Consider the following 21,331-nt stretch of genomic DNA (forward strand, 5'->3'; position numbering starts at 1 on the left):
TGCTACTTTAGCGACCTCTAACAATACAGGCAACTTATACTCTCATGGCTACTTCTGCATTATTTCAAGGGCTTATTCTCGGATTGGGAATGATTATTCCAATTGGTGCACAAAACTCATACATATTGAGCCAAGGCATCAAGCGCAATCATCATTTTTTAGCCGCCACCATATGTATGTTGTGTGATGTGTTATTGATTGGCCTTGGTATTTTTGGCGGAGGAAAATTAATCGCCAGTAGCGATTGGTTAATGCTTATTATTGGTTGGGGCGGTGTATCATTTTTAGTGGTCTACGCCATGATGTCGTTTAAAAATGTCATCACCAATCAATATACCATTACATCGCACGTTGCAGCGGCCAACAGTCGTAAAAAAATTATCGGTACCACCTTTGCTGTCACCCTATTAAACCCTCATGTTTATTTAGATACGGTTATGATTTTAGGCAGTGTGGGTGGCACTTTTGAAGGCAACGAAAAATGGGCATTTGCGATGGGTACCATGTTGGCATCAATCCTCTGGTTTTATACCATTGCCTTTGGTGCTGCTAAGCTGGCGCCTTGGCTTGGAACGCCTAATGTACAGCGTTTAATCGACAGTCTAGTTGGCGCGATTATGCTAATTGTGGCTTACTCGTTGTTGACCACCTTACTTTAGAATACAACTTGCTGCCCTACTAATGATAACCTTGAGCTAACCCGGGATAACTGATGAATTCATATTAATTAAAATCAAAACGTTACCTCGAACTCAGGTTAGTGAGCAGTTAATCTAAAGATTCACTCTTTCGGACATCAGCTCTTTGTCAAAATTATCGTCATCTAACCATTTCAACTTTGATAATGGATACCCCAAAAACCATTTAGCTCGCTCAAGTACAATTCGAGTATTAATGCGTTTGATTTTTAAATCCGCTTGATCGCTTAACTCTGAGCAAATTTGATTTAATGCCTTAATATTAGGAAAACAGCTAAGCGAAATATAATCCACATCACCACTTAACTGCATGCAGTCCATTATCTCTGGAATATCATTAATCCGATTAACAAAACGACGCCGAGCCGGTGCGCTATTATCTTCTAAGGTAAATTCAATGTAAGCCAGCACATGTTCACACAGCTGATCCAGATTGATATCGGCATGTAAATTACGAAAGTAACCCGCTTCTTTTAATGCTTTAACTCGTTGAAAGCAGGCACTGGGCGATAAGTTCACTTTTTCAGCTAATTCAATATTGGTAACCGACCCTTCTAAGTGCAATGTGGATAATATTTTTTTATTGTAACTGTCAATCTTCAATTTCTTCTTCATTGGCTCTATCCACTGGTTTAATGCAGCTTTCTATATTGAATCATCGTTAGTTAATTTGCAAAAACAAGGTGATTTTGTGCAAAACCGCTACAAAATTTTCGAATTTAGCCCTAATTACAAAATATTATTTTGCAAACAAAGTCCCAAAATGACTGTAGGTAATTTATTTAACAAATTGATTACGATTAAATACGACTATAACTCCAAGAGGGAACGCCATGAGCTCATATGCCCAGACTCTATTTGCAAAAAAATCTTTTGTTGCTGCAGCGATTTCGATGGCGATAAGCTCCCCATTATTAGCAGAAGAAAACCAAAGTAAAACAGAAGCCATAGATACTAATGGCGTAGAAAGGATTTCTATTACTGCCCGTGGTCGTGTCGAAACCTTACAAAATGTGCCCGATTCTGTTACCGCTTTTAGTGCAGACATGATTGAAACCCAGCGCATTACTAATTTTCGTGATGTCGCAGATATGACGCCTAACTTGAGCCAATTAGATAACTTTCGCCCAGGACTGGCACGCATTACTATCCGAGGATTAATTACCCCTCAAGTGGGTGATGCACCGCTGGCCTTTGTCGTTGATGGCGTTACCGCCCCAGATTTAGAATTTATCAACCAAGATTTGGTCGACATAGAACGTATTGAAGTGATGCGGGGGGCTCAAGGTGCGCTGTACGGTAAAGGGGCTATTGGCGGGGCCGTAATTGTTACCACCAAAAAACCAACCGAAGATATTGAAGGCTCAGTCAAAGGCTCTTATGGCAATGGCAACACCTATAATCTCAGTGGCGTGGTATCGGGCTCGTTAAATGAACAAGATAGCGCGTTTTTCCGTGTCGGCGGCTATACCAAACATAGCGACGGATTAATTGATAACGTCTTTTTAAATGATGAGGCTGACTATCTATCAGAAGACTCAGCGTTTGCACAGCTTCAATTTGATTTGTTTGAAGAGACAAGCATAAACCTTAAAGGACGTTATACCACCTCAGATGCAGGTTTTGCCTATTATCAAAATGTGACAGAAGACAGCAAAGAAGACTACGACCTAGAGACTTCACAAAACATTGATAACAATGACCAACGCGATGTTTACGAGTTAAGTGCCAAATTAACCCAAGAGTACGACCTAGGTACATTTGACTTCATCACTGCCTATAGCGATTCTGAAAACGAACATTTTTATGATGGCGATTACTCAGCAGATGCCACCTTCATTGATGAAGACGGCTTTTTTAGAGCGCCATTTGCCACCGAAGGGCTTTATGACATTGGATCATTCACCCTCGAGTCACGCTTTACCTCGCGTGGCGATCAAGCATTAAGATGGGCTGTTTCTGCTTTTTACCAAGATAAACAACGTGACAACACCATTAACTTTTTTGATGACTTTGCCGGTGATACGGCGCAATCTCGATCGGACTTTAATGACGACAGCCTCTATTTTACTATTGCCGATAAAAATAGCAGTAAAGCCTGGGCACTGTCAGGGCAAACAAACTACGATATTACTGACAAACTTGAATTAACCACCGCATTACGTTACGACGAAGACAAACGTGAATCCTATGACCCGGGTGCACGTGAAGAGACTTTTGCTCAAAAAACATTTAGCCAATGGCAACCAAAAGCCACGCTAGCCTATCAAGCAACAAACGACTTATTGCTATATGCTGGTTACTCAAAAGGCTTTAGAAGCGGCGGCTTTAATGAACCCGCAGAAGGCATTAGCCGTTCATTTGACCAAGAAGTGTCGGACAGTTATGAAACAGGGTTTAAATCGAGCTTATTTGATAACCGCTTAACCCTAAATGGCGCATTGTTTTGGATAGATCAGTCAAATGCACAAATCACTCAATTTAATATTGATACCTATACCCTAGAAAACCTGTCTATCGACAAAGTTGAAACAAAAGGGCTTGAACTTGAAGCCGACCTTGCAATCACCGATGACTTAGATCTGCGTTTCAGTGCTGGGATTGTCGATTCTGAAATCAAAGAGTTTGACCGTCAACCAGAATTGGTCGGCTACACGCAATTTTATGTCGCCGATTACAACTATGCACTGTCGATGAATCACCACTATCAATTCAATGGCAAATGGGCGTTATTGTCACGAGCTGACGTGCAAGTTGTTGGGCCACAATCATTTTCAATCGATATTGCAGACATTCGCTCATCGTCTTCAACCACATTTAATCTAGGTATTGGGGTTAAATCTGAGCAATGGACAATTCAAGCTTATGTTGACAATCTCACTGATGAGCGAAGCATAGAAGACTTGTTTATTGTGGCTGACGGAGTGACCGATCTTGCACGTCAACCCAATAAGCCGCGTAGCTTCGGTATCGAAGCGATTTACAACTTCTAAGCAATTTAACATGGTGTTAATGGCGCGAATACCTGCGCCTTTACTAGGAATCAATATGGCTGAGCCCCAAACAATCGATGACTTGCTAGAAGACTACGCAACCACGCCGGTGCCGAAAAATAAAACCCATAACGGTTGGCGTATTGGCATGGTCAATGGTGGCTTAGCCTTTGCGGTACCTGGACTCATTACCGGCCTAGAAATCGGCTCCGCGTTAGGTTTAGAGCAAAGCATATATGCCTTTTTAATCGGCGGGTTTATCTTGTCGGTGTTAGGCACGATTACAGGCTATGTGGGCATGAAAAACCGCTTAAGCTCGTGTATGACGATGAAATTTGTCTTTGGCTTGCAAGGTGCCAATATTGTCAGTTTAGCCTTTGTATTGTCATTACTTGGTTGGTACGGCGTTAACATCAATTTGTTTAGCGAGGTGGCGGCTCAGTTTTCAATGCAGCTTTTTGATTATGCGCCACCTATTTGGACATTCGATATTGCTGCCAGCATAGTGATCACCTTAACTACCTTATGGGGTTTTAAGTTTATTGAGCGCGTCTCAAGCCTTTTTGTGCCCATTTTGTTTTTACTGGTGGCCTACATGCTTTATCAAAGCTTGGGCTATGTGGTGAACGACACGCCCACAACAAGTGGTATAACATGGATAGATTTTACCTTTGGTGAAGCAGTGTCAGCCGTTGTCGGCAGTTTTATTGTGAGTGTGGTATTAATGCCAGACTTTAGCCGCTTTGCCGCTAAGCCAAAAGACACGGTCATCGCCTCTTTTTTACCTTTTATGTTTATCAGCAATTTTGTCTATATCGCAGCAGCAATTGCCGGTTTAGCAGTAGTGAACGCTGACATTCTTGTAGTGATGCTAACCCTTGGCTTAGGGATGTTTGCCTTTGTGTTATTAATTGCATCAAGTGCCGTGACCAATGTGGTCAACCTTTATAGTGCCGCATTAGGTTTTAATGCCATTACACCGCATTGGTCAGAATGGAAAATCATCATTGCTGGCGGAGTGTTAGGTGCCGTGATGGCATCATTTAATTTACTCGATAACTTTACCGGGTTCATTTTTAGTTTATCAATTCTATTTAGCCCTGTTGCCGCAATTTACATTGTCGACTTTTTCCTTATTCAACAGCAAAAAATTTATCAAATTGAACATTTAAATCAAACTGCTGCATTTAATTTTCACGCATTAGTGGCTTGGGTTGGCGGGATTGGGTTTGCCATGATGGCCAATAACGGCTGGCTAACGCTGACAGGTATTGAAGTATGCGACGCCATGTTAATCACAGCCCCACTTTACTTTGTCCTCAAAAAATTTACGGCAGGCAGTAAGCCACAAAACTCAACACACAGCTTATAAAACCAACAACAAAATAAATTAAACCACTGATTTAATTATATATACCAGAGAGTCATATGAAGTCATTAACGCGTTTAGAGCTAATAGATATTTTACACGGATGTGTTATTTTAGGCACAGGTGGCGGTGGCGAAATGGATGAAGGTATTGCCTACATTGATGCTGCACTCGCCGCAGGCAAAACCTTTACCCTTGTGGATGTAGACGAGGTCCCTGCAGGGAAAAAAATCTGCACACCTTATATGCTGGGTGCTTTATCGGCGCTATCTGAAGCCGAAGAAGCCGTTTATGCCAGATTACCTAAAAGTGATATGTCATCCATGATGACCGCATTTAAACGCCTTGAGCAATACACCAAAGATAAATTTTACGGCACCATTTGCTGTGAACTCGGCGGCTCAAATACGGCAATTTCTTTTTATGTAGCCGCAATGGCCGATGGCTATATTATTGATGCCGACGTTGCAGGGCGCGCCGTGCCAGAAATCACCCACTCTACCTATTATTTTAATGATATCCCCGCAGCACCAATTGTGGCAGCAAATGAGTTTGGCGAATGTTTTATTTGTGAAAATATTATTGATGATTTACGCGCCGAGACAGTGGTACGCGCATTATCTGTGATCAGCCGTAATGATATTGCCGCTATCGATCACGCCATGCCAATTGAACAAGTCAAAGACGCGGTAATTAAAGGCACAATTTCTAAGGCGCTGGCCATTGGTAAAGCTTACCGTCTTGCAAAAGAGCAAGGTCAAGATATTGCACAGGCCATAGCAATTCACGGTGAGGGCTATGTTGCATTTAGAGGTCAGGTTTCACAATCACAATTTAGCACCGAAAAAGGCTTTACCATTGGCACAGTAACCATTGATGGCAGTGGTGAGTACCAGCAAGAGCAATACCAATTAGAAATCAAAAATGAGCATCTTGTAGCACGCCGCAATGGTGAAGTTGATGTCACAATCCCAGACTTGATTTGCTGTATTGATATGGACAACCAAGTAGCAATTACAACTCCGAATCACCATGTTGGCTTAAATGTCGCTATTGTGATTTTACCGGCGCCAAAAGAATTTGTTACCCAGCGCGGCTTGCAAGCATTTGGTCCAGCTTATGTTGGCTTATCAACGCCCTATGAGCCTGCTGTAGCAAAACATTTTGCCAAACTGGGTAAACAAACCGCTTAAACAATACAATGTAAGTACTAAGCCCGCATTGCAACAAAGCCTGGTATTTGTGTAATGCGGGTTAACCAAGCTCTTATCTGTGGGTAATCAACTAAATCAAAACCACCTTCATGCGCCACATGGGTATAAGCATAAAGCGCAATATCGGCTAAGGTAAATTGCTCGCCACACAAAAAAGGCTGCTGTGAAAGTGTAAATTCCATGACGCTGAGCGCTTTATAGCCTTTAGCATGTAAAGCATGGTACTCGGCTAAACGATCATCCGGTAAGCCTAAATACAGTTGAATATAACGGGCCACGGCAATATAAGGCTCATGACTGTATTGCTCAAAGAACAGCCACTGATACATCTTCGCTTTGCTAAACTGATCGTCAGGAATGAGCGAAGAATTAGCCGCCAAATACCCCATAATCGCGTTTGACTCAGATAATACTCTGCCATCATCAAGTTCAATTAACGGTATTTTTCCTGTAGGGTTTTTAGCTAAATAGGCTGCGGTCTGTGTGTCACCATTAGCAATACTCATCTCTTGCCATTGGTGCTCAATATTGAGCATATGTAACACCAGTTGCACCTTGTAGCAATTGCCAGACACACTGTCGCCGTAAGCTTTTATCATGTTATTTCAACTCCAATGTAGCCACTATTTTTTAACTAAACTCGAGATCAGGGCGCGTAAAGCCGCTGGTTTTACCATTTTTGCCATATAGTGATACCCACGTCGTTCAATGTCATCAACAAGATCTTTATTGGTGTTAGCGGTGATTAAAATCCCGGGCACGTGTGCACCATAGCGTGAGCGAATATCATCCATGGCATCAACGCCATTTTTATCATCATCTAAATGATAATCAGCCAAAATAATGTCTGGCGCCACACCTTTAAGGCCTAACTTAATGCGAGCATCTGCAATATCTGTTGCACAAATAACTTCACATTGCCAACGGCTTAAAAGGGAATCCAGCCCTGCTAAAATGGCTTCTTCATTGTCAATACATAACACCTTAACGCCTGCCAGAGGTTGCATAAGTGAAGGGGTTGGTTTAGCCACCACCTGGCTAATTGTTTGCCCTAACGGCACCATGATAGAAAACATTGAGCCTTCTCCAAGCGACGATCGAACTTGGATAGGATGATCAAGCACTTTACTTATTCTGTCGGCAATCGCCAACCCAAGACCTAAACCACTCACATTACGGCTGCTAGGATGATTTAAGCGCTTAAACTCTTTAAAGATTTCTTGGGTTTCATGCTCATCAATACCACATCCGGTATCAAGCACCTGGATTTCGATATAATCACCACGATGACGACAACCCAATAACACCTTGCCTCCTCGAGCATAGCGATACGCATTGGTTAAAAAGTTTTGCAAAATACGCCTCAGTAACGATGGATCTGAATTTACCGTTGCCGAGCATGGCACCATCGAAAATGAAATTTGGTTATCTGCCGCCATCGCGTCAAACTCAACAGACAAGCCGTTAATGATTTCAGATACGGCAAAGTCGCGCCGATTAACGTCAACCATGCCGGAATCAAGCTTAGAAATGTCGAGTAAATCTGTTAGCAACTCTCCAGCAGTTTTTAATGAGCTATTAACGTGGGTTAAGGTTGTTTGCGCTTCTAAATCTAAATTAGGATATTGCGATAATGATGCTGTAAAAAGTCTCGCGGCATTGAGCGGTTGCATTAAATCATGTCCTACCGCAGCCAGAAATCGAGTTTTAGAAGCATTGGCCAGTTCCTCTTGCGCTTTTGCCTCAAGTAATTCACTGTTGAGCATCGCCAGTTCATAGGTGCGTTCTTTTACTCGACTCTCTAATGTTTCATTGGCTTCAAGTAAGGCTTTTTCTTGTAACCGGTATTGAGTAATGTCAGTAAATGTCATCACAAAGCCGCCATCAGGCATTGGATTACCTTGAATTTTTATCACTTTGCCATCTTTACGCTCACGCTCTGAAGTGTGAGGTGTGCCGTTGCGCATATGCTGCACCCTAACAGCAACTTGCTCTTCTATATCACCTTTACCACAAAACCCCCGTGAGGCATTAAATCTAACCACATCTGCTATTGGCATACCTTGCTGCAAAAAGCCTTCTGGGTATTGATATAAATCGGCGTATCGATAGTTCCAAGCCACTAAATTCAGGTCTTTATCTACCACGCTCATCCCTTCATAGGCATGTTCAATGGCACCACGAAGCATATCTTGGCTTAAAATGATTTTAGATGATGCTTCATCGACCAGGCTAAACACTTCGTCAAGCGCTAAATCCCTCCCTTGCAGCACAGAGTCCATCACCAGCGAAGCGCTAGACGCCCCAAGAACACCAGACAACATATGCTCAGTGTGGGCAATTAACTCCTCTGGAGCCGCCTTATACCAACCGTCACTTTTTACCGCGTCGGGAGAAAAACGGCTAAAGCTTTCATAGGCACGAGTCGGACTGACAAATCGACTTGCCAAAATAAGTAAATCTTGCTGAGATATCGGCCCCTGACGTTTATTTGCATCTTGTTTTAGCGCCCAGGGCTTAACAAAATTACTCGCCTGAATACGTTCAGCGACGCCGGCTCTGAACCAAATAGACCCTAAAACGTAACACACCACATTAGCCAGTAACGCGACTAACGTATCACTCACATTTGGGTTAATGGATCTCAGTAAGTCAAACTCGCCGCCAATAAACCTTGCGCCTGCACTTTGTAATAAAATAAAACACCACAAGCTAAAACCTACAGCAAGCCCCAAATAAACCCCGGTTCGATTACCGTGCTTCCAGTACAATCCTCCCACCAACGCTGGCGCCAATTGAGAAAATGCGCCAAATGACAACATACCTAGATGCGATAATGAGTCGCTTTCTGCTAGGGTTAAGTAACTTAAATAACCAAAGCCTAAAATCACCGCTATTGCTAAACGGCGTACATTGAGTAACAACTGCGAAAACTGACTAAAATTCTTTTCTCTGATTTGACCTGTACGCAACAAAAACGGCACCAGCCATTCGTTACTCACCATCACACTGATAGTTACCACGGCTACAATGACCATGCCAGTTGCTGCTGACAAAGTGCCTAATAGTGCGATTACAGCTAAAAAGGGTTGATCGAGTGCTAATGGCAGGTTGATAACATAGGTATCTGCTGCAACTGAGTCACCTAAATAAACTCGGCCAGCTAACGCTAACGGGGCGACAAACATACCAAATAGCACTAAATAAATAGGAAATATCCAGCGAGATTTCTTTAAAATATGCTCGCCGCCACACTCCACAACCATGACATGAAACTGTCTTGGCATACACAAAAAAGCCGCCATACCAACAAATAACTCGGGTAAAAATGACTCAAGGCGTAAATGGCTATTTTCTAGTAATCCTTTCGCTGAGGCCTGCTGCCAAATATCGCCAAAACCATCAAAAAAACCAAAACTAATCACAGCACCAACAATAATAAACGCCGCTAATTTCACTAACGATTCAAATGCAATAGCCACCATCATTCCAGGGTTGTGCTCTGTTGCATCTAATTTTCGAGTACCAAATAAAATCGCAAAAACAGCAAGGATGATGGTGATTAACAATGGTACTGCAACGGGGCTTAACGGGTTGTCGTCGGGTTGAAACAGATTAAGACTGAATACCATTGCTTTAAGTTGCAACGCGATGTACGGCATAATGCCAAATAATGCAATAAGGGTGACGATTGCGGCAAGTAATTGAGACTTACCATAACGGGCAGCGATAAAGTCAGCCACTGAGGTGATATTTTGCGCTTTTGACACCACCACCATTTTTCGTAGCATGCCAAACCCAAGCGTAAACACTAAAATAGGGCCAACAAAAATGGGTAAAAAAGACCATAAATCAGTAGCCGATTGCCCTACCGTGCCTAAAAAACTCCATGATGAACAATAAACAGCAAGACTTAATCCATAAATCCATACCTGCAATTTTTGACTTATTTTACTGAACCAACGCTCAGCACACCATGCCAAAATAAATAACAACGACACATAACACACCGCTATAGTGGCAACAATAAGAGTTAAATTCATTAAACGTCCGCTATCATTTTAATATTTATCCTTACCTCAGTTTTACAGATAAGATGACTCACAATCGATTTTACTTCTATCATAATCTAATGCATTGAGCATAAAACAAACTAAGCAAGGCCAAACCTCGGCATCAACGGCTACCTACATAGTTAATTGACTCACTGTAACACGTGCAACAGACTAAATATTAAGGATATTTTAAAACTAGACCAAGGTCTAATAGTGTTAACGGTCAGTTGCAGATGATACTTTACTCACGCCATTTTTAGAAAGGGAAGCCCCTATGAGCTCGCAGTCTCTTTACAAAGTTCCTAGTGACATCGCAGATAACGCACTGGTTAATAACGATCAATATAAGAAAATGTACCAGGAGTCCATCGTAAATCCAGAAGGTTTTTGGAGAGAACATGGCAAACGTATTGATTGGATTAAACCGTATACCAAAATTAAAAAAACCTCTTTTGATGACCACAACTTATCCATCAACTGGTTTTATGATGGCACATTAAATGCCTCAGCAAACTGTTTAGACCGTCATTTAGAACAGCACGGCGATAAACTGGCCATCATTTGGGAAGGTGATGACGCAAATGAACAGCGTAAAATCACCTATGCAGAATTACACGCTGACGTATGTAAATTTGCCAATGCACTTCGCAGCCAAGGTGTAGGCAAAGGTGACGTTGTGACTATTTACATGCCAATGGTGCCTGAGGCTGCGATTGCTATGCTAGCTTGTGCTCGTATTGGTGCAATCCACTCTGTAGTATTTGGCGGATTTTCCCCCGATTCAATTGCTTCGCGGGTCATTGATGGGAAATCAAAAGTATTAATTACTGCAGATGAAGGTGTACGCGGCGGTCGTAAAATTCCATTAAAACGTAGTATCGACGAAGCGTTATCAAATCCCGATGTAGACTGCGTTGAAAAAGTCATTGTATTACAACGTACCGGTGGTGATGTAGATTGGGTCGCAGGTCGCGATGTATGGTGGCATTCATTAATGGAAGTCGCTTCTGAATATTGTGCGCCAACAGAAATGAACGCAGAAGATCCACTGTTTTTACTTTATACCTCTGGCTCAACCGGTAACCCTAAAGGTGTGTTGCATACCACTGGCGGATACATGGTTTACGCCTCAATGACACACGAATATGTGTTTGACTATAAAGCAGATGAAGTGTACTGGTGTACTGCCGATGTGGGTTGGATTACTGGCCACTCATATATGGTGTATGGCCCGCTTGCCAATGCAGCGACGGTATTAATTCATGAAGGGGTACCAAATCATCCAACACCGGCACGATTAGGTGAAATGATCGACCGCCATAAAGTAAATATTCTCTACACTGCCCCAACGTTAATCCGTGCGTTAATGGCTGAGGGTAAAGAGCAATTTAGCAGTTACAAAGGTGATTCATTGAGGATTATGGGCTCTGTGGGAGAACCTATTAACCCTGAAGCTTGGCGTTGGTACCATGAGGTGATCGGCCATGAAAACTGCCCGATTGTAGACACCTGGTGGCAAACTGAAACCGGCGGTATTCTCATTAGTCCATTACCGGGCGCAACAGACACTAAACCCGGCTCTGCCACTCGACCATTTTTTGGCGTACAGCCCGCATTAGTCGACAACATGGGTAATATTGTTGAAGGCGCCACAGAAGGCAATCTAGTGATCCTTGATTCGTGGCCAGGACAAATGCGAACAGTATTTGGCGATCATGACAGATTTGCCCTGACCTACTTTAAAACATTCCGTGGCATGTACTTTACAGGTGACGGTGCTCGTCGAGATGAAGATGGCTACTACTGGATAACTGGTCGTGTAGATGACGTCATTAACGTATCTGGACACCGCTTAGGCACCGCAGAAGTCGAAAGCGCACTGGTTGCCCACGAGTTAGTCGCAGAAGCCGCTGTTGTTGGCTACCCGCACGACATTAAAGGCCAAGGCATATATGCATATGTCACTCTGACAAGAGACATAGAGCCAACTGAAGAGCTTCGCCAAGAGTTGCGTCAATGGGTACGAAAAGAGATCGGTGCATTAGCAACCCCAGATTTAATCCAATGGGCAAGCGGACTACCTAAAACACGCTCTGGCAAAATTATGCGCCGCTTCTTACGTAAAATTGCCGCCAATGAAGTGACTAATTTAGGTGACGCTTCAACATTGGCAGATCCTGCCGTGATTGACAGCTTAATTGAAACCCGTTTAAACAAAACCGAATAATTTATCCACCCATGAGAAATCCTGACCAATTTCTCGCTTGGCCCCTCCTGTGAGGGGCCTTTTTTTCATGTAAATTGCAGTTTCCAATAGCACGCCTTGACTGTGAAGCGAATCACTACTGCGTAAAATTTTATTTAATAAGGGTTTACAATAAAACTCGAGGTTGATTTAGTCTTTCTGAGCATCATCGTCATCTAATTCACCATACCGGGTATCGATATTTATTTTGTATAAATGATCATTTGCTCTTAATTTATAATGAGCTGAGCGCCCCACAGTTAATTTTAGCGCTTTGTCCCCAATTAATTTTGGAGCACCATTTGATTGATCATGCAAACTCACAAGCAGGTTAACTCTTTTACCTTGCAGTTGTTTTGACACAATTGTTACACCATAATCACCTTCAACATCTACAGATGCCGTTTCATTTAACCCCATTACAATTTTTGACATTGACATGGTCACATCCTGCGAGTTTTGCACGTTTTCTTCAATTGATATCTCAACGACAAGCCCTTGTTGCGCCATAACAAGCTGACTCATTATTAACAATATAAACGCTAATATGTATCGCATATATCCTCCTGAAACTGTTATTTTTATTATCAGTATATCGATTGCGTACTTTTCATAAATCTACACTAATTCAACAAAAAAAATGTGATTAACCCATCAAAGCAACATGCCTAATCAGCGTTAAATAACACTAAATCGTATTTATCCCGTTAATCTCTATGTTACTCTATTGCAAAATAATTTTAAGTCTACTGTTCATTAATAAAGCCTATCCCAAACATGAAAATTACCCTGCGAGACTACCAACAGCAAGCCGTAGACGCTGCTGTGACACATTTTAAACAAAGCAAAAAATCGGCAGTATTAGTGCTACCTACAGGGGCAGGCAAAAGCATTGTGATTGCAGAACTGGCAAGAATTGCCAATGGCAACGTATTAATACTGACTCATGTAAAGGAGTTGGTCGCACAAAACGCTGAAAAAGTAGGATTATTGACTCAAGAGGCTAATATTTATTCGGCTGGGCTAAAACAAAAAAAGGCCAATGGCAAAACCGTTGTTGCCAGTGTGCAATCCGCGTCTCGATCGCTTAATCAATTCAACCAAACATTTTCACTTGTTATCATTGATGAATGTCATAGGGTGAGCACTGAGCAAAACAGTCAATATCAGCAAATACTCTCGCACTTACGCACTAAAAACCCACAACTTAAATTACTCGGGCTCACTGCCACGCCATATAGATTAGGTTTAGGTTGGATATATCGACACCATTATCACGGTAAAGTCGGCAATACTGACACCCCCGTTTTTGAAAAATGTATTTTTGAATTGCCGATGCGTCCGCTCATTAAGAAAGGTTATTTAACTAAACCGACAATCTTTGATGGCCTCAGTGCTCAGTATGACTTTAGCCGTTTAGCGCCGCCTGAAGCCAATGAATACCCACAAGCAGAAGTGGATAATTTACTCAGTCATCAAGGGCGAGCGACTACCGCCATTATTAAGCAAGTGAAACAATTAGCTCAACAGCGTCAAGGTGCACTTATATTTGCCGCCACAGTTCGCCATGCAGAAGAGATAATGGCATTAATGGAAGATGATGCCGCATTAATAACGGCAAACACACCGAATAATGAACGAGATGACATCATTGAAAAATTTAAAAACAAACACCTTAAATTTATTGTCAATGTTGCCGTGCTTACCACGGGGTTTGATGCACCTCATGTTGATCTTATCGCTATTTTACGCCCCACAGCCTCAATAAGTTTATTTCAACAAATGATTGGTAGAGGGCTACGTTTAGCTGACAATAAATCCGATTGTCTGGTCATTGATTACGCCGCCAATGGTTACGATTTATTTTATCCCGAAGTTGGCCAAACTAAGCCAAACAGTAAGTCAGTACCTGTGCAAGTACACTGCCCTGTTTGCCAGTTTGCCAATACCTTTTGGGGATTAGTTGACGCTGATGGCGACATCATTGAACACTTTGGTCGTCGCTGTCAGGGATTGATAGATGACACTAAACAATGTGATTTTCGTTTCCGCTCAAAATCATGCCCTGATTGCGGTGCAGAAAATGATATCGCCGCGCGTATTTGTCAAACGTGCCAGTCAACCTTGATTGATCCAGACAAACGCCTAAAACAAGTACTCAATGCGCAACATCACCATTTATTTAAATGTCAGGAAATGCTGCTAAGTGACAAAGAAGGTAAGTTATTTATTCGCTATTTCGATATTGAAGGTAATGACTTTACGCAAACCTTTCAATTAACAACCAAAGCACAACAACGCGCTTTTTATGCCGTATTTGTCATAAGGCACACTCGCACACCTGGTTTATTACACCCACAATACCGTTGTGTTGATGACGTACTGATTGATCAAGCGCGTTTCAGAAAACCGGATTTATTATTGTTAAAAAAAAATAAACATCGTTGGGATTTAATTGAGTCATTTTTTGATTATCAAGGCAAATATAAAATCGATATGAGTTAAAACATAATTAATCGCTAAGCATTATGAATTAAAAAGCTCATATGGTATAAATTGCCCATACCATTAAACAGGAGTTACCATGTTTGTAGTTATTTTTGGCCGTCCAGGTTGCCCATATTGTGTTCGCGCTGTTGAGCTGTCTGAAAAGTTAGCCGCTCAAAATGAAGATTTTAAATTTAAATACGTCGACATTCACGCAGAAGGTATTACAAAAGCCGATTTATCTAAAAGTGTAGGTAAAACGGTAGAAACTGTGCCACAAATCTTTATTGATGAGCAGCCAATTGGTGGATGCACTGATTTTGAAGCTTATGTTCGTCAAAACAACTTGCTCAAGTAAGTCAAACTTAAGACTTAAAAAAGGCAACGTAACTGTTGCCTTTTTCTTTTTTTACGAGATTACAACACGTATTTAGCAGAAAAAATAATTCGATTTAAATCGCCTTCATAGCCATTTTCAAGCTCGTTTAGAGCATGCATAAACTCCACACCAAAGGTTAATGGTTTTGATGGTGAATACAATAAATTGACATAAGCTGAATAGGCCGATTTATTCACAGCCTCTCCAGTAAGAGCAATGTCATTATCAGCCGTAAATCCAGAAAATGTCACACTAGTACGCCATTGCTCCGTCCACCAGTGACGATATGAAACAAACCCACCAAACGACTTAATTGCTTGAATATCACCAGCGGCATCAATCACACCTGCATTAGCATAATTTAATGCCATATAACGGCCAAGCCCTTCACCGTAAGTTGCTGTAAATTTTAAATCATCTTTACCTACGGGTATCACCCCAGCAACACTTGCACCATACCCCATCTCTGACGAGTCATAAGACGTAGTACCAACCACCTGCTCAACATTAAGTTGTCGAACAATAGCCGCTACCGAAAAAGACGAACCATCCGAGGTATTAAAATTATATCGACCAACAAAATCCGGAACGACACCACTGCCACTGGTTATGCGTGAGCCACCACCAAAAGGAGTAATTGTGGTTTCAGGGTTTTCTATCGCAAATTGCCAATTACCGCTGCTATAGCGAATGAGCGACTGCCTAACAAAAGGAGTCCCCTCTGCGGCGCCCACAAAATCTAAATTTTCAGGTAATGCACCAGGGTTTTGAAACGTCGTCCATGTTTGACCTACAGTCCATTCATCGTAACTCACAAATGCATGCCGTATTCTGGGTGAATAACTGTTTGATACTCGCTCATTGCCATCCGTGTGTGTCATAAAATCTAATTCGATAAACCCCGTCAATGTATGACCATCTAAATCAGTAACTGTCTTAAAATTAAAACGAGACTCTCTCGCCTGGAAATCAACAACTTCTTTGCCATTTCCTTCTGTACCGTAAATCGTCCCTGGCACATAAAACTGCCTTGAAAGCGCACCTGAATCCGGTGCACCATTGCCATAATCACTAAACATAACATCGGCTTTAATATACCCACCAAATGTCATATCTGTTGCAGCATGAGCACCCCCACTCATCACCAATAATGCACTTGCAATAGATAAATTTAATGTCGCTTGTTTCATAACCATCTCCCTTATTGATTTTATTTTAATCCTCTGCAATATCGAACAATTAACATCCAAGTAACATTGGCAATAAGTCTATGAGACAAAAGTAGATATGCGAAAATGAATATGAAGAGAAATCAAGAAGTGGTGGGTCGTGAAGGATTCGAACCTTCAAGCAATGGGTTAAAAGCCAACTGCCGTTGTTGATTTAAACCAAAGTGACTGAGCTAACGACCCATCTTGGTTTTATAAGCTTTATTGCTTACGGGAGCAAAAGACAACTGTCTATGTTTCAAGACCGACTTAACTAACGACCCATTTTAGTTTTTAGCATCAATGCAAGCTGAATAATAAAACTAACAGAAAATTAAACTAACGAAGAGTAAATATGAAGAGAAATCAAGAAGTGGTGGGTCGTGAAGGATTCGAACCTTCTACCAATGGGTTAAAAGCCAACTGCCGTTGTTGATTTAAACCAAAGTGACTGAGCTAACGACCCATCTTGGTTTTATAAGCTTTATTGCTTACGGGAGCAAAAGACAACTGTCTATGTTTCAAGACCGACTTAACTAACGACCCATTTTAGTTTAGGTATAAACGAAAAATGTGATTATAAATCTGAAAGGAATTTAAACTAACGAAAAATAAATATGAAGAGAAATCAAGAAGTGGTGGGTCGTGAAGGATTCGAACCTTCGACCAATTGGTTAAAAGCCAACTGCTCTACCGACTGAGCTAACGACCCATCTAGGTTTTATAAGCTTTATTGCTTACTGGAACAAAAGCCAACTGTCTATGTTTCAAGACCCGCTGAGCTAACGACCCATCTGGATAAAACACTTAAATTCTTTAGCCACGATTTAAAAAGTGGTGGGTCGTGAAGGATTCGAACCTTCGACCAATTGGTTAAAAGCCAACTGCTCTACCGACTGAGCTAACGACCCATCTGGATAAAACACTTAAATTCTTTAGCCACGATTTAAAAAGTGGTGGGTCGTGAAGGATTCGAACCTTCGACCAATTGGTTAAAAGCCAACTGCTCTACCGACTGAGCTAACGACCCATCTGGGTTTTATAAGCTTTATTGCTTACTGGAGCAAAAGCCAACTGTCTATGTTTCAAGACCGACTGAGCTAACGACCCATCTGGATAAAACACTTAAATTCTTTAGCCACGATTTAAAAAGTGGTGGGTCGTGAAGGATTCGAACCTTCGACCAATTGGTTAAAAGCCAACTGCTCTACCGACTGAGCTAACGACCCATCTAGGTTTTATAAGCTTTATTGCTTACTGGAACAAAAGCCAACTGTCTATGTTTCAAGACCCGCTGAGCTAACGACCCATCTGGATAAAACACTTAAATTCTTTAGCCACGATTTAAAAAGTGGTGGGTCGTGAAGGATTCGAACCTTCGACCAATTGGTTAAAAGCCAACTGCTCTACCGACTGAGCTAACGACCCATCTAGGTTTTATAAGCTTTATTGCTTACTGGAACAAAAGCCAACTGTCTATGTTTCAAGACCGACTGAGCTAACGACCCATCTAGGTTTTATAAGCTTTATTGCTTACTGGAACAAAAGCCAACTGTCTATGTTTCAAGACCCGCTGAGCTAACGACCCATCTGGATAAAATATTTAAATTCTTTAGCCACGATTTAAAAAGTGGTGGGTCGTGAAGGATTCGAACCTTCGACCAATTGGTTAAAAGCCAACTGCTCTACCGACTGAGCTAACGACCCATCTTGGTTTTATAAGTTTCAACACTTACTGGAGCAAAAGCCAACTGTCTATGTTTCAAGAACGACTGAGCTAACGACCCATCTTGGTTTGGTAAACTTTAATCGCTGTGTGCAGTAACTACATTGAGGTGATTAACGCTTTTAAACCCCTCAGAAGGCTGTGCCGTTCTGAGGGCGCCTATAATACCTTTTTCAATTTCTCATGCAAGCGCAAATTTATAATTTCTTGTTGTTTGCATGAAAAACAGACTAAGAGGCTGTTTTTTGTCTTAATTAGCCTTTTAAAGCTGATAATTGCTGTTGAGCAAGGCGAGCAGATGCACTATCAGCGTATTCGCTAAGGACTTTATTGTATAACGCGCGCGCACCGGCTGTGTCGTTTTCTTTTTCAGCAATCATACCGAGTTTTACTAAACTATCGCCACGCTTATTAGAATCTGAAAATTTACTCACAACAGTACTAAACGCCTGTTTAGCAGCTGAATAATCGCCTTTGTTGTACAACAACTGCCCTAACCAATAGTTTGCATTGGCAGCATAACTAGAATCAGGATACTTGGTGATAAAATCACGAAATGCAGGAATCGCGTCATCGTATTTGCGATCTTTCAACACAAGATTAACAGCAGCTTCATAACTCGCTGTTTCTCCTAATGTTGAGCTGGCCGCTGCAACTGCGGCAGGATCCGCTTGTGTGCTTTCAGCTGGCGCGGCTGGAGTTGAAGACTTAGCAGTAAGATTAGCAATTTCCTCATACAGTTGACGCTGACGCTGCAACATTTGATTCATTTGATAATTTTGTTGCTCAGTAATGCCACGTAAATCCAACACTTCATTTTGTAATGAATCCATACGGCGTTGCATATCAAACTCAACTTGCTGTTTGGCTTTAATGATACGCTCTAATTTTGCAATTCGATCTTCATTTGAACCACCAGATGCGTCTGACACTGGCGCTGGCGCTGCAAATGCACTCGCAGTAGTGAAGAACATGGCCGCGACTAAAATGGATTGTTTCATTTTGTCTACTCCTAAAAAAGGCCAACCGAACAGGTTGGCCTTATATTTTTAACGCTTAGTAAACTAATACACCACGACGGTTTAAACCGAAACCGGTGTCTGTACGAGAGAAATCTAATGGCTTCTCTTCGCCGTAGCTTACAATACTCATTTGGTTAGGTTGCACACCCATACCTTGTAAGTATTTAGCAATCGCTTTCGCACGACGTTCACCAAGTGCGATGTTGTACTCTGGCGTACCACGTTCGTCGGCATGACCTTCGATCAATACACGTACACTTGGGTTTTCTACTAAATAGTTACCATGTGCTTGAAGAATGTCAGCATTTTCGCTTTGAACTTCACTGCGGTCAAAATCAAAGTAGATGATGTTTTGACGACGTAGCTCTTGTTCTTTTAAACGTTGCTGTTCAGCTGGGCTTAATACTGCACCAGCACCACCCGTTTCAATACCACCAGCACCATATTCACTACCAGTACCACTCATAGAACCGTTAGCGTCAGTTTCAGAGTCTGAAGTTGAGCTACAGGCACCCAGTGCCATAAGCGGAACTGCAACCAACATAGCTTTGAACAACTTATTCAGATCCATTTTAAATCCTTATCAATATCTATTTAGAGAAACGGAGACCATGCTGGTGACTTCACCTCGCCCTGGCCGACAGGCAATCTTGCTTTAAATCTGCCGTCTACAGAAACAGCAGCTAATACTTGTTTACCTTGATGGGTTGTACCATAGATAACCATAGTGCCATTTGGTGCAACACTTGGTGATTCATCAAGTTGAGTTGATGAAAGCACCTGCATAAAGCGTGTCGCTAAATCCATTCTAGCAATATGGAACTTACCATTAGTACGGTTTACAAAAATCATACTACGTCCGTCAGGAGTAATTGAACCACCAAGGTTCCATTCACCTTCGAATGTCATACGAGAGACTTTATTTGTATCTAAATTTACGCGGTATAACTGTGGCCTTCCGCCACGCTCTGAGGTAAATAGCAATGATTTACCGTCAGGGAACCACGAAGGCTCTGTATCGATCGCGTAATGGTCAGTAATGCGCTGTGAAGATTTAGTCGCAATATCGACAACGTATATTTCTGGTTGGCCATCTTTTGACAACGTAATGGCTAACTTTTTACCGTCTGGTGAAAATGATGGAGCGCCATTAATACCATTAAAACTACTCACCATAGTACGCGTTTGGCTATAGATGTCTTGTACAAAAATTTCTGCTTTTCTGTTTTCAAAACTCACGTACGCTAAACGACGGCCATCAGGTGACCATGTTGGTGACATAAGTGGCTCTGGTGAACGTAATAACATTTGCTCGTTATAGCCATCATAATCAGCAATCATTAAATGGTATGGTGCTTTTTGACCTTGTTTTACGACCACATAAGCGATACGCGTTAAAAATGCACCGCGAACACCAGTTAGCTTTTCATAAACGATGTCGCTAATACGGTGGCCGTATTGCCTAAATTGACTAGCACTAATGACAGTCTCACGGCTTTCAAGCAATAACTCATTGTTATTGACCGGGCCACTGTTCATTGCACTACGTGCTTTAAACAAGTCAATCAACTCAAAACTAACAAGGTATTGATCAGCACCATAAGGTTTTACGCTACCAACAACAATCGCCTCTGCATCAACGTTTGCCCAGTTCTGAGCAGCAAAACCACTAATAGATGACAAGGTTGTTTGTGGTAATGCACGCACATCTAATGACTTAAACGCACCACTGCGGGCTAGGTCTGAAGTCACAACATCAGATATAGACGCCGGTGCAGGACCTTGACCTTGCCAAATAAACGGCACAATCGCTATAGGTCTTGCAGCATCAACACCTTCTGTAATTACAATGTCTAACGCTGCGCGAGCAGGTGTTGTTAACACAACAAGTGCCAGTGTTAACCATTTAGCCAAATTCTTCATGCGACTCCTTTA

15 protein-coding genes and 8 tRNA genes are annotated in these 21,331 nt (G+C 41.9%); 7 read left to right on the plus strand and 16 right to left on the minus strand.

Annotated elements, in window-relative coordinates:
* The first annotated feature begins 44 nt into the window (after nt 1-44).
* The gene (locus tag K8B83_RS15520) at nt 45-659 is read left to right on the plus strand and encodes a LysE/ArgO family amino acid transporter (protein WP_188739862.1); all 615 of its coding nucleotides are present in this window, start codon (nt 45-47) and stop codon (nt 657-659) included.
* 114 nt (nt 660-773) lie between these two features.
* Here the strand turns inward: K8B83_RS15520 and K8B83_RS15525 are convergent, their stop codons facing one another.
* The gene (locus tag K8B83_RS15525; RefSeq protein ID WP_223418023.1) at nt 774-1,313 is read right to left on the minus strand and encodes an Lrp/AsnC family transcriptional regulator; all 540 of its coding nucleotides are present in this window, start codon (nt 1,311-1,313) and stop codon (nt 774-776) included.
* Nucleotides 1,314-1,531: 218 nt separating this feature from the next.
* Between K8B83_RS15525 and K8B83_RS15530 the strand changes: the two genes are divergently transcribed.
* From K8B83_RS15530 to K8B83_RS15540, 3 genes are read left to right on the plus strand one after another with little or no spacing between them, the layout of a single operon-like run.
* Entirely contained in the window at nt 1,532-3,691 is a 2,160-nt protein-coding gene (locus K8B83_RS15530) for a TonB-dependent receptor (RefSeq protein WP_223418030.1), read from the plus strand.
* A gap of 55 nt (nt 3,692-3,746) precedes the next feature.
* Nucleotides 3,747-5,063: a cytosine permease gene (locus K8B83_RS15535; protein ID WP_223418032.1), complete on the plus strand. Its 1,317-nt coding sequence runs from the start codon at nt 3,747-3,749 to the stop codon at nt 5,061-5,063.
* A 56-nt stretch (nt 5,064-5,119) separates the two neighbouring features.
* Nucleotides 5,120-6,253: a DUF917 domain-containing protein gene (locus tag K8B83_RS15540; protein WP_223418040.1), complete on the plus strand. Its 1,134-nt coding sequence runs from the start codon at nt 5,120-5,122 to the stop codon at nt 6,251-6,253.
* 17 nt (nt 6,254-6,270) lie between these two features.
* On the opposite strand, the gene K8B83_RS15545 is transcribed toward K8B83_RS15540, so the two are convergent.
* Together K8B83_RS15545 and K8B83_RS15550 are read right to left on the minus strand one after the other, a co-directional pair.
* Nucleotides 6,271-6,870 carry a glutathione S-transferase family protein gene (locus tag K8B83_RS15545; protein ID WP_223420087.1) on the minus strand — a complete coding sequence of 200 codons (600 nt, stop codon included), beginning with the start codon at nt 6,868-6,870 and terminating at the stop codon, nt 6,271-6,273.
* Between the two features lie 27 nt (nt 6,871-6,897).
* Nucleotides 6,898-10,317: a hybrid sensor histidine kinase/response regulator gene (locus K8B83_RS15550; RefSeq protein ID WP_223418048.1), complete on the minus strand. Its 3,420-nt coding sequence runs from the start codon at nt 10,315-10,317 to the stop codon at nt 6,898-6,900.
* A gap of 286 nt (nt 10,318-10,603) precedes the next feature.
* Here K8B83_RS15550 and acs point away from each other — a divergent pair, with 286 nt between their 5' ends.
* Nucleotides 10,604-12,556: an acetate--CoA ligase gene (acs, locus tag K8B83_RS15555; RefSeq protein ID WP_223418050.1), complete on the plus strand. Its 1,953-nt coding sequence runs from the start codon at nt 10,604-10,606 to the stop codon at nt 12,554-12,556.
* 168 nt (nt 12,557-12,724) lie between these two features.
* On the opposite strand, the gene K8B83_RS15560 is transcribed toward acs, so the two are convergent.
* The gene (locus tag K8B83_RS15560; protein WP_223418052.1) at nt 12,725-13,132 is read right to left on the minus strand and encodes a hypothetical protein; all 408 of its coding nucleotides are present in this window, start codon (nt 13,130-13,132) and stop codon (nt 12,725-12,727) included.
* 219 nt (nt 13,133-13,351) lie between these two features.
* Here K8B83_RS15560 and K8B83_RS15565 point away from each other — a divergent pair, with 219 nt between their 5' ends.
* Nucleotides 13,352-15,079, plus strand: a complete 1,728-nt coding sequence (locus K8B83_RS15565) for a DEAD/DEAH box helicase (protein ID WP_223418054.1) — start codon at nt 13,352-13,354, stop codon at nt 15,077-15,079.
* A 79-nt stretch (nt 15,080-15,158) separates the two neighbouring features.
* A complete protein-coding gene (locus K8B83_RS15570; protein ID WP_188739852.1) occupies nt 15,159-15,419 on the plus strand; it encodes a GrxA family glutaredoxin in 261 nt (86 codons plus the stop codon).
* Nucleotides 15,420-15,478: 59 nt separating this feature from the next.
* On the opposite strand, the gene K8B83_RS15575 is transcribed toward K8B83_RS15570, so the two are convergent.
* The 12 genes from K8B83_RS15575 to tolB all read right to left on the minus strand — a co-directional run bounded on the left by K8B83_RS15575 (nt 15,479) and on the right by tolB (nt 21,319).
* Nucleotides 15,479-16,630 carry a DcaP family trimeric outer membrane transporter gene (locus K8B83_RS15575; RefSeq protein ID WP_223418055.1) on the minus strand — a complete coding sequence of 384 codons (1,152 nt, stop codon included), beginning with the start codon at nt 16,628-16,630 and terminating at the stop codon, nt 15,479-15,481.
* 130 nt (nt 16,631-16,760) lie between these two features.
* A tRNA-Lys gene (locus K8B83_RS15580) sits at nt 16,761-16,852 on the minus strand.
* 170 nt (nt 16,853-17,022) lie between these two features.
* A tRNA-Lys gene (locus K8B83_RS15585) sits at nt 17,023-17,114 on the minus strand.
* Nucleotides 17,115-17,284: 170 nt separating this feature from the next.
* Nucleotides 17,285-17,360 (minus strand) — tRNA-Lys (locus K8B83_RS15590).
* Between the two features lie 123 nt (nt 17,361-17,483).
* A tRNA-Lys gene (locus K8B83_RS15595) sits at nt 17,484-17,559 on the minus strand.
* 43 nt (nt 17,560-17,602) lie between these two features.
* Nucleotides 17,603-17,678 (minus strand) — tRNA-Lys (locus K8B83_RS15600).
* 123 nt (nt 17,679-17,801) lie between these two features.
* Nucleotides 17,802-17,877 (minus strand) — tRNA-Lys (locus K8B83_RS15605).
* A gap of 123 nt (nt 17,878-18,000) precedes the next feature.
* Nucleotides 18,001-18,076, minus strand: a tRNA-Lys gene (locus K8B83_RS15610).
* A gap of 203 nt (nt 18,077-18,279) precedes the next feature.
* Nucleotides 18,280-18,355: transfer RNA gene (locus tag K8B83_RS15615), tRNA-Lys, on the minus strand.
* Between the two features lie 273 nt (nt 18,356-18,628).
* Entirely contained in the window at nt 18,629-19,375 is a 747-nt protein-coding gene (gene ybgF / locus K8B83_RS15620) for a tol-pal system protein YbgF (RefSeq protein WP_223418057.1), read from the minus strand.
* Between the two features lie 55 nt (nt 19,376-19,430).
* A complete protein-coding gene (gene pal / locus K8B83_RS15625) occupies nt 19,431-19,967 on the minus strand; it encodes a peptidoglycan-associated lipoprotein Pal (protein ID WP_160056541.1) in 537 nt (178 codons plus the stop codon).
* A gap of 23 nt (nt 19,968-19,990) precedes the next feature.
* Nucleotides 19,991-21,319, minus strand: a complete 1,329-nt coding sequence (gene tolB, locus K8B83_RS15630; RefSeq protein WP_223418059.1) for a Tol-Pal system beta propeller repeat protein TolB — start codon at nt 21,317-21,319, stop codon at nt 19,991-19,993.
* Nucleotides 21,320-21,331: the final 12 nt, after the last annotated feature.

Source organism: Shewanella inventionis, assembly GCF_019931735.1.
Lineage (GTDB): Bacteria > Pseudomonadota > Gammaproteobacteria > Enterobacterales > Shewanellaceae > Shewanella > Shewanella inventionis.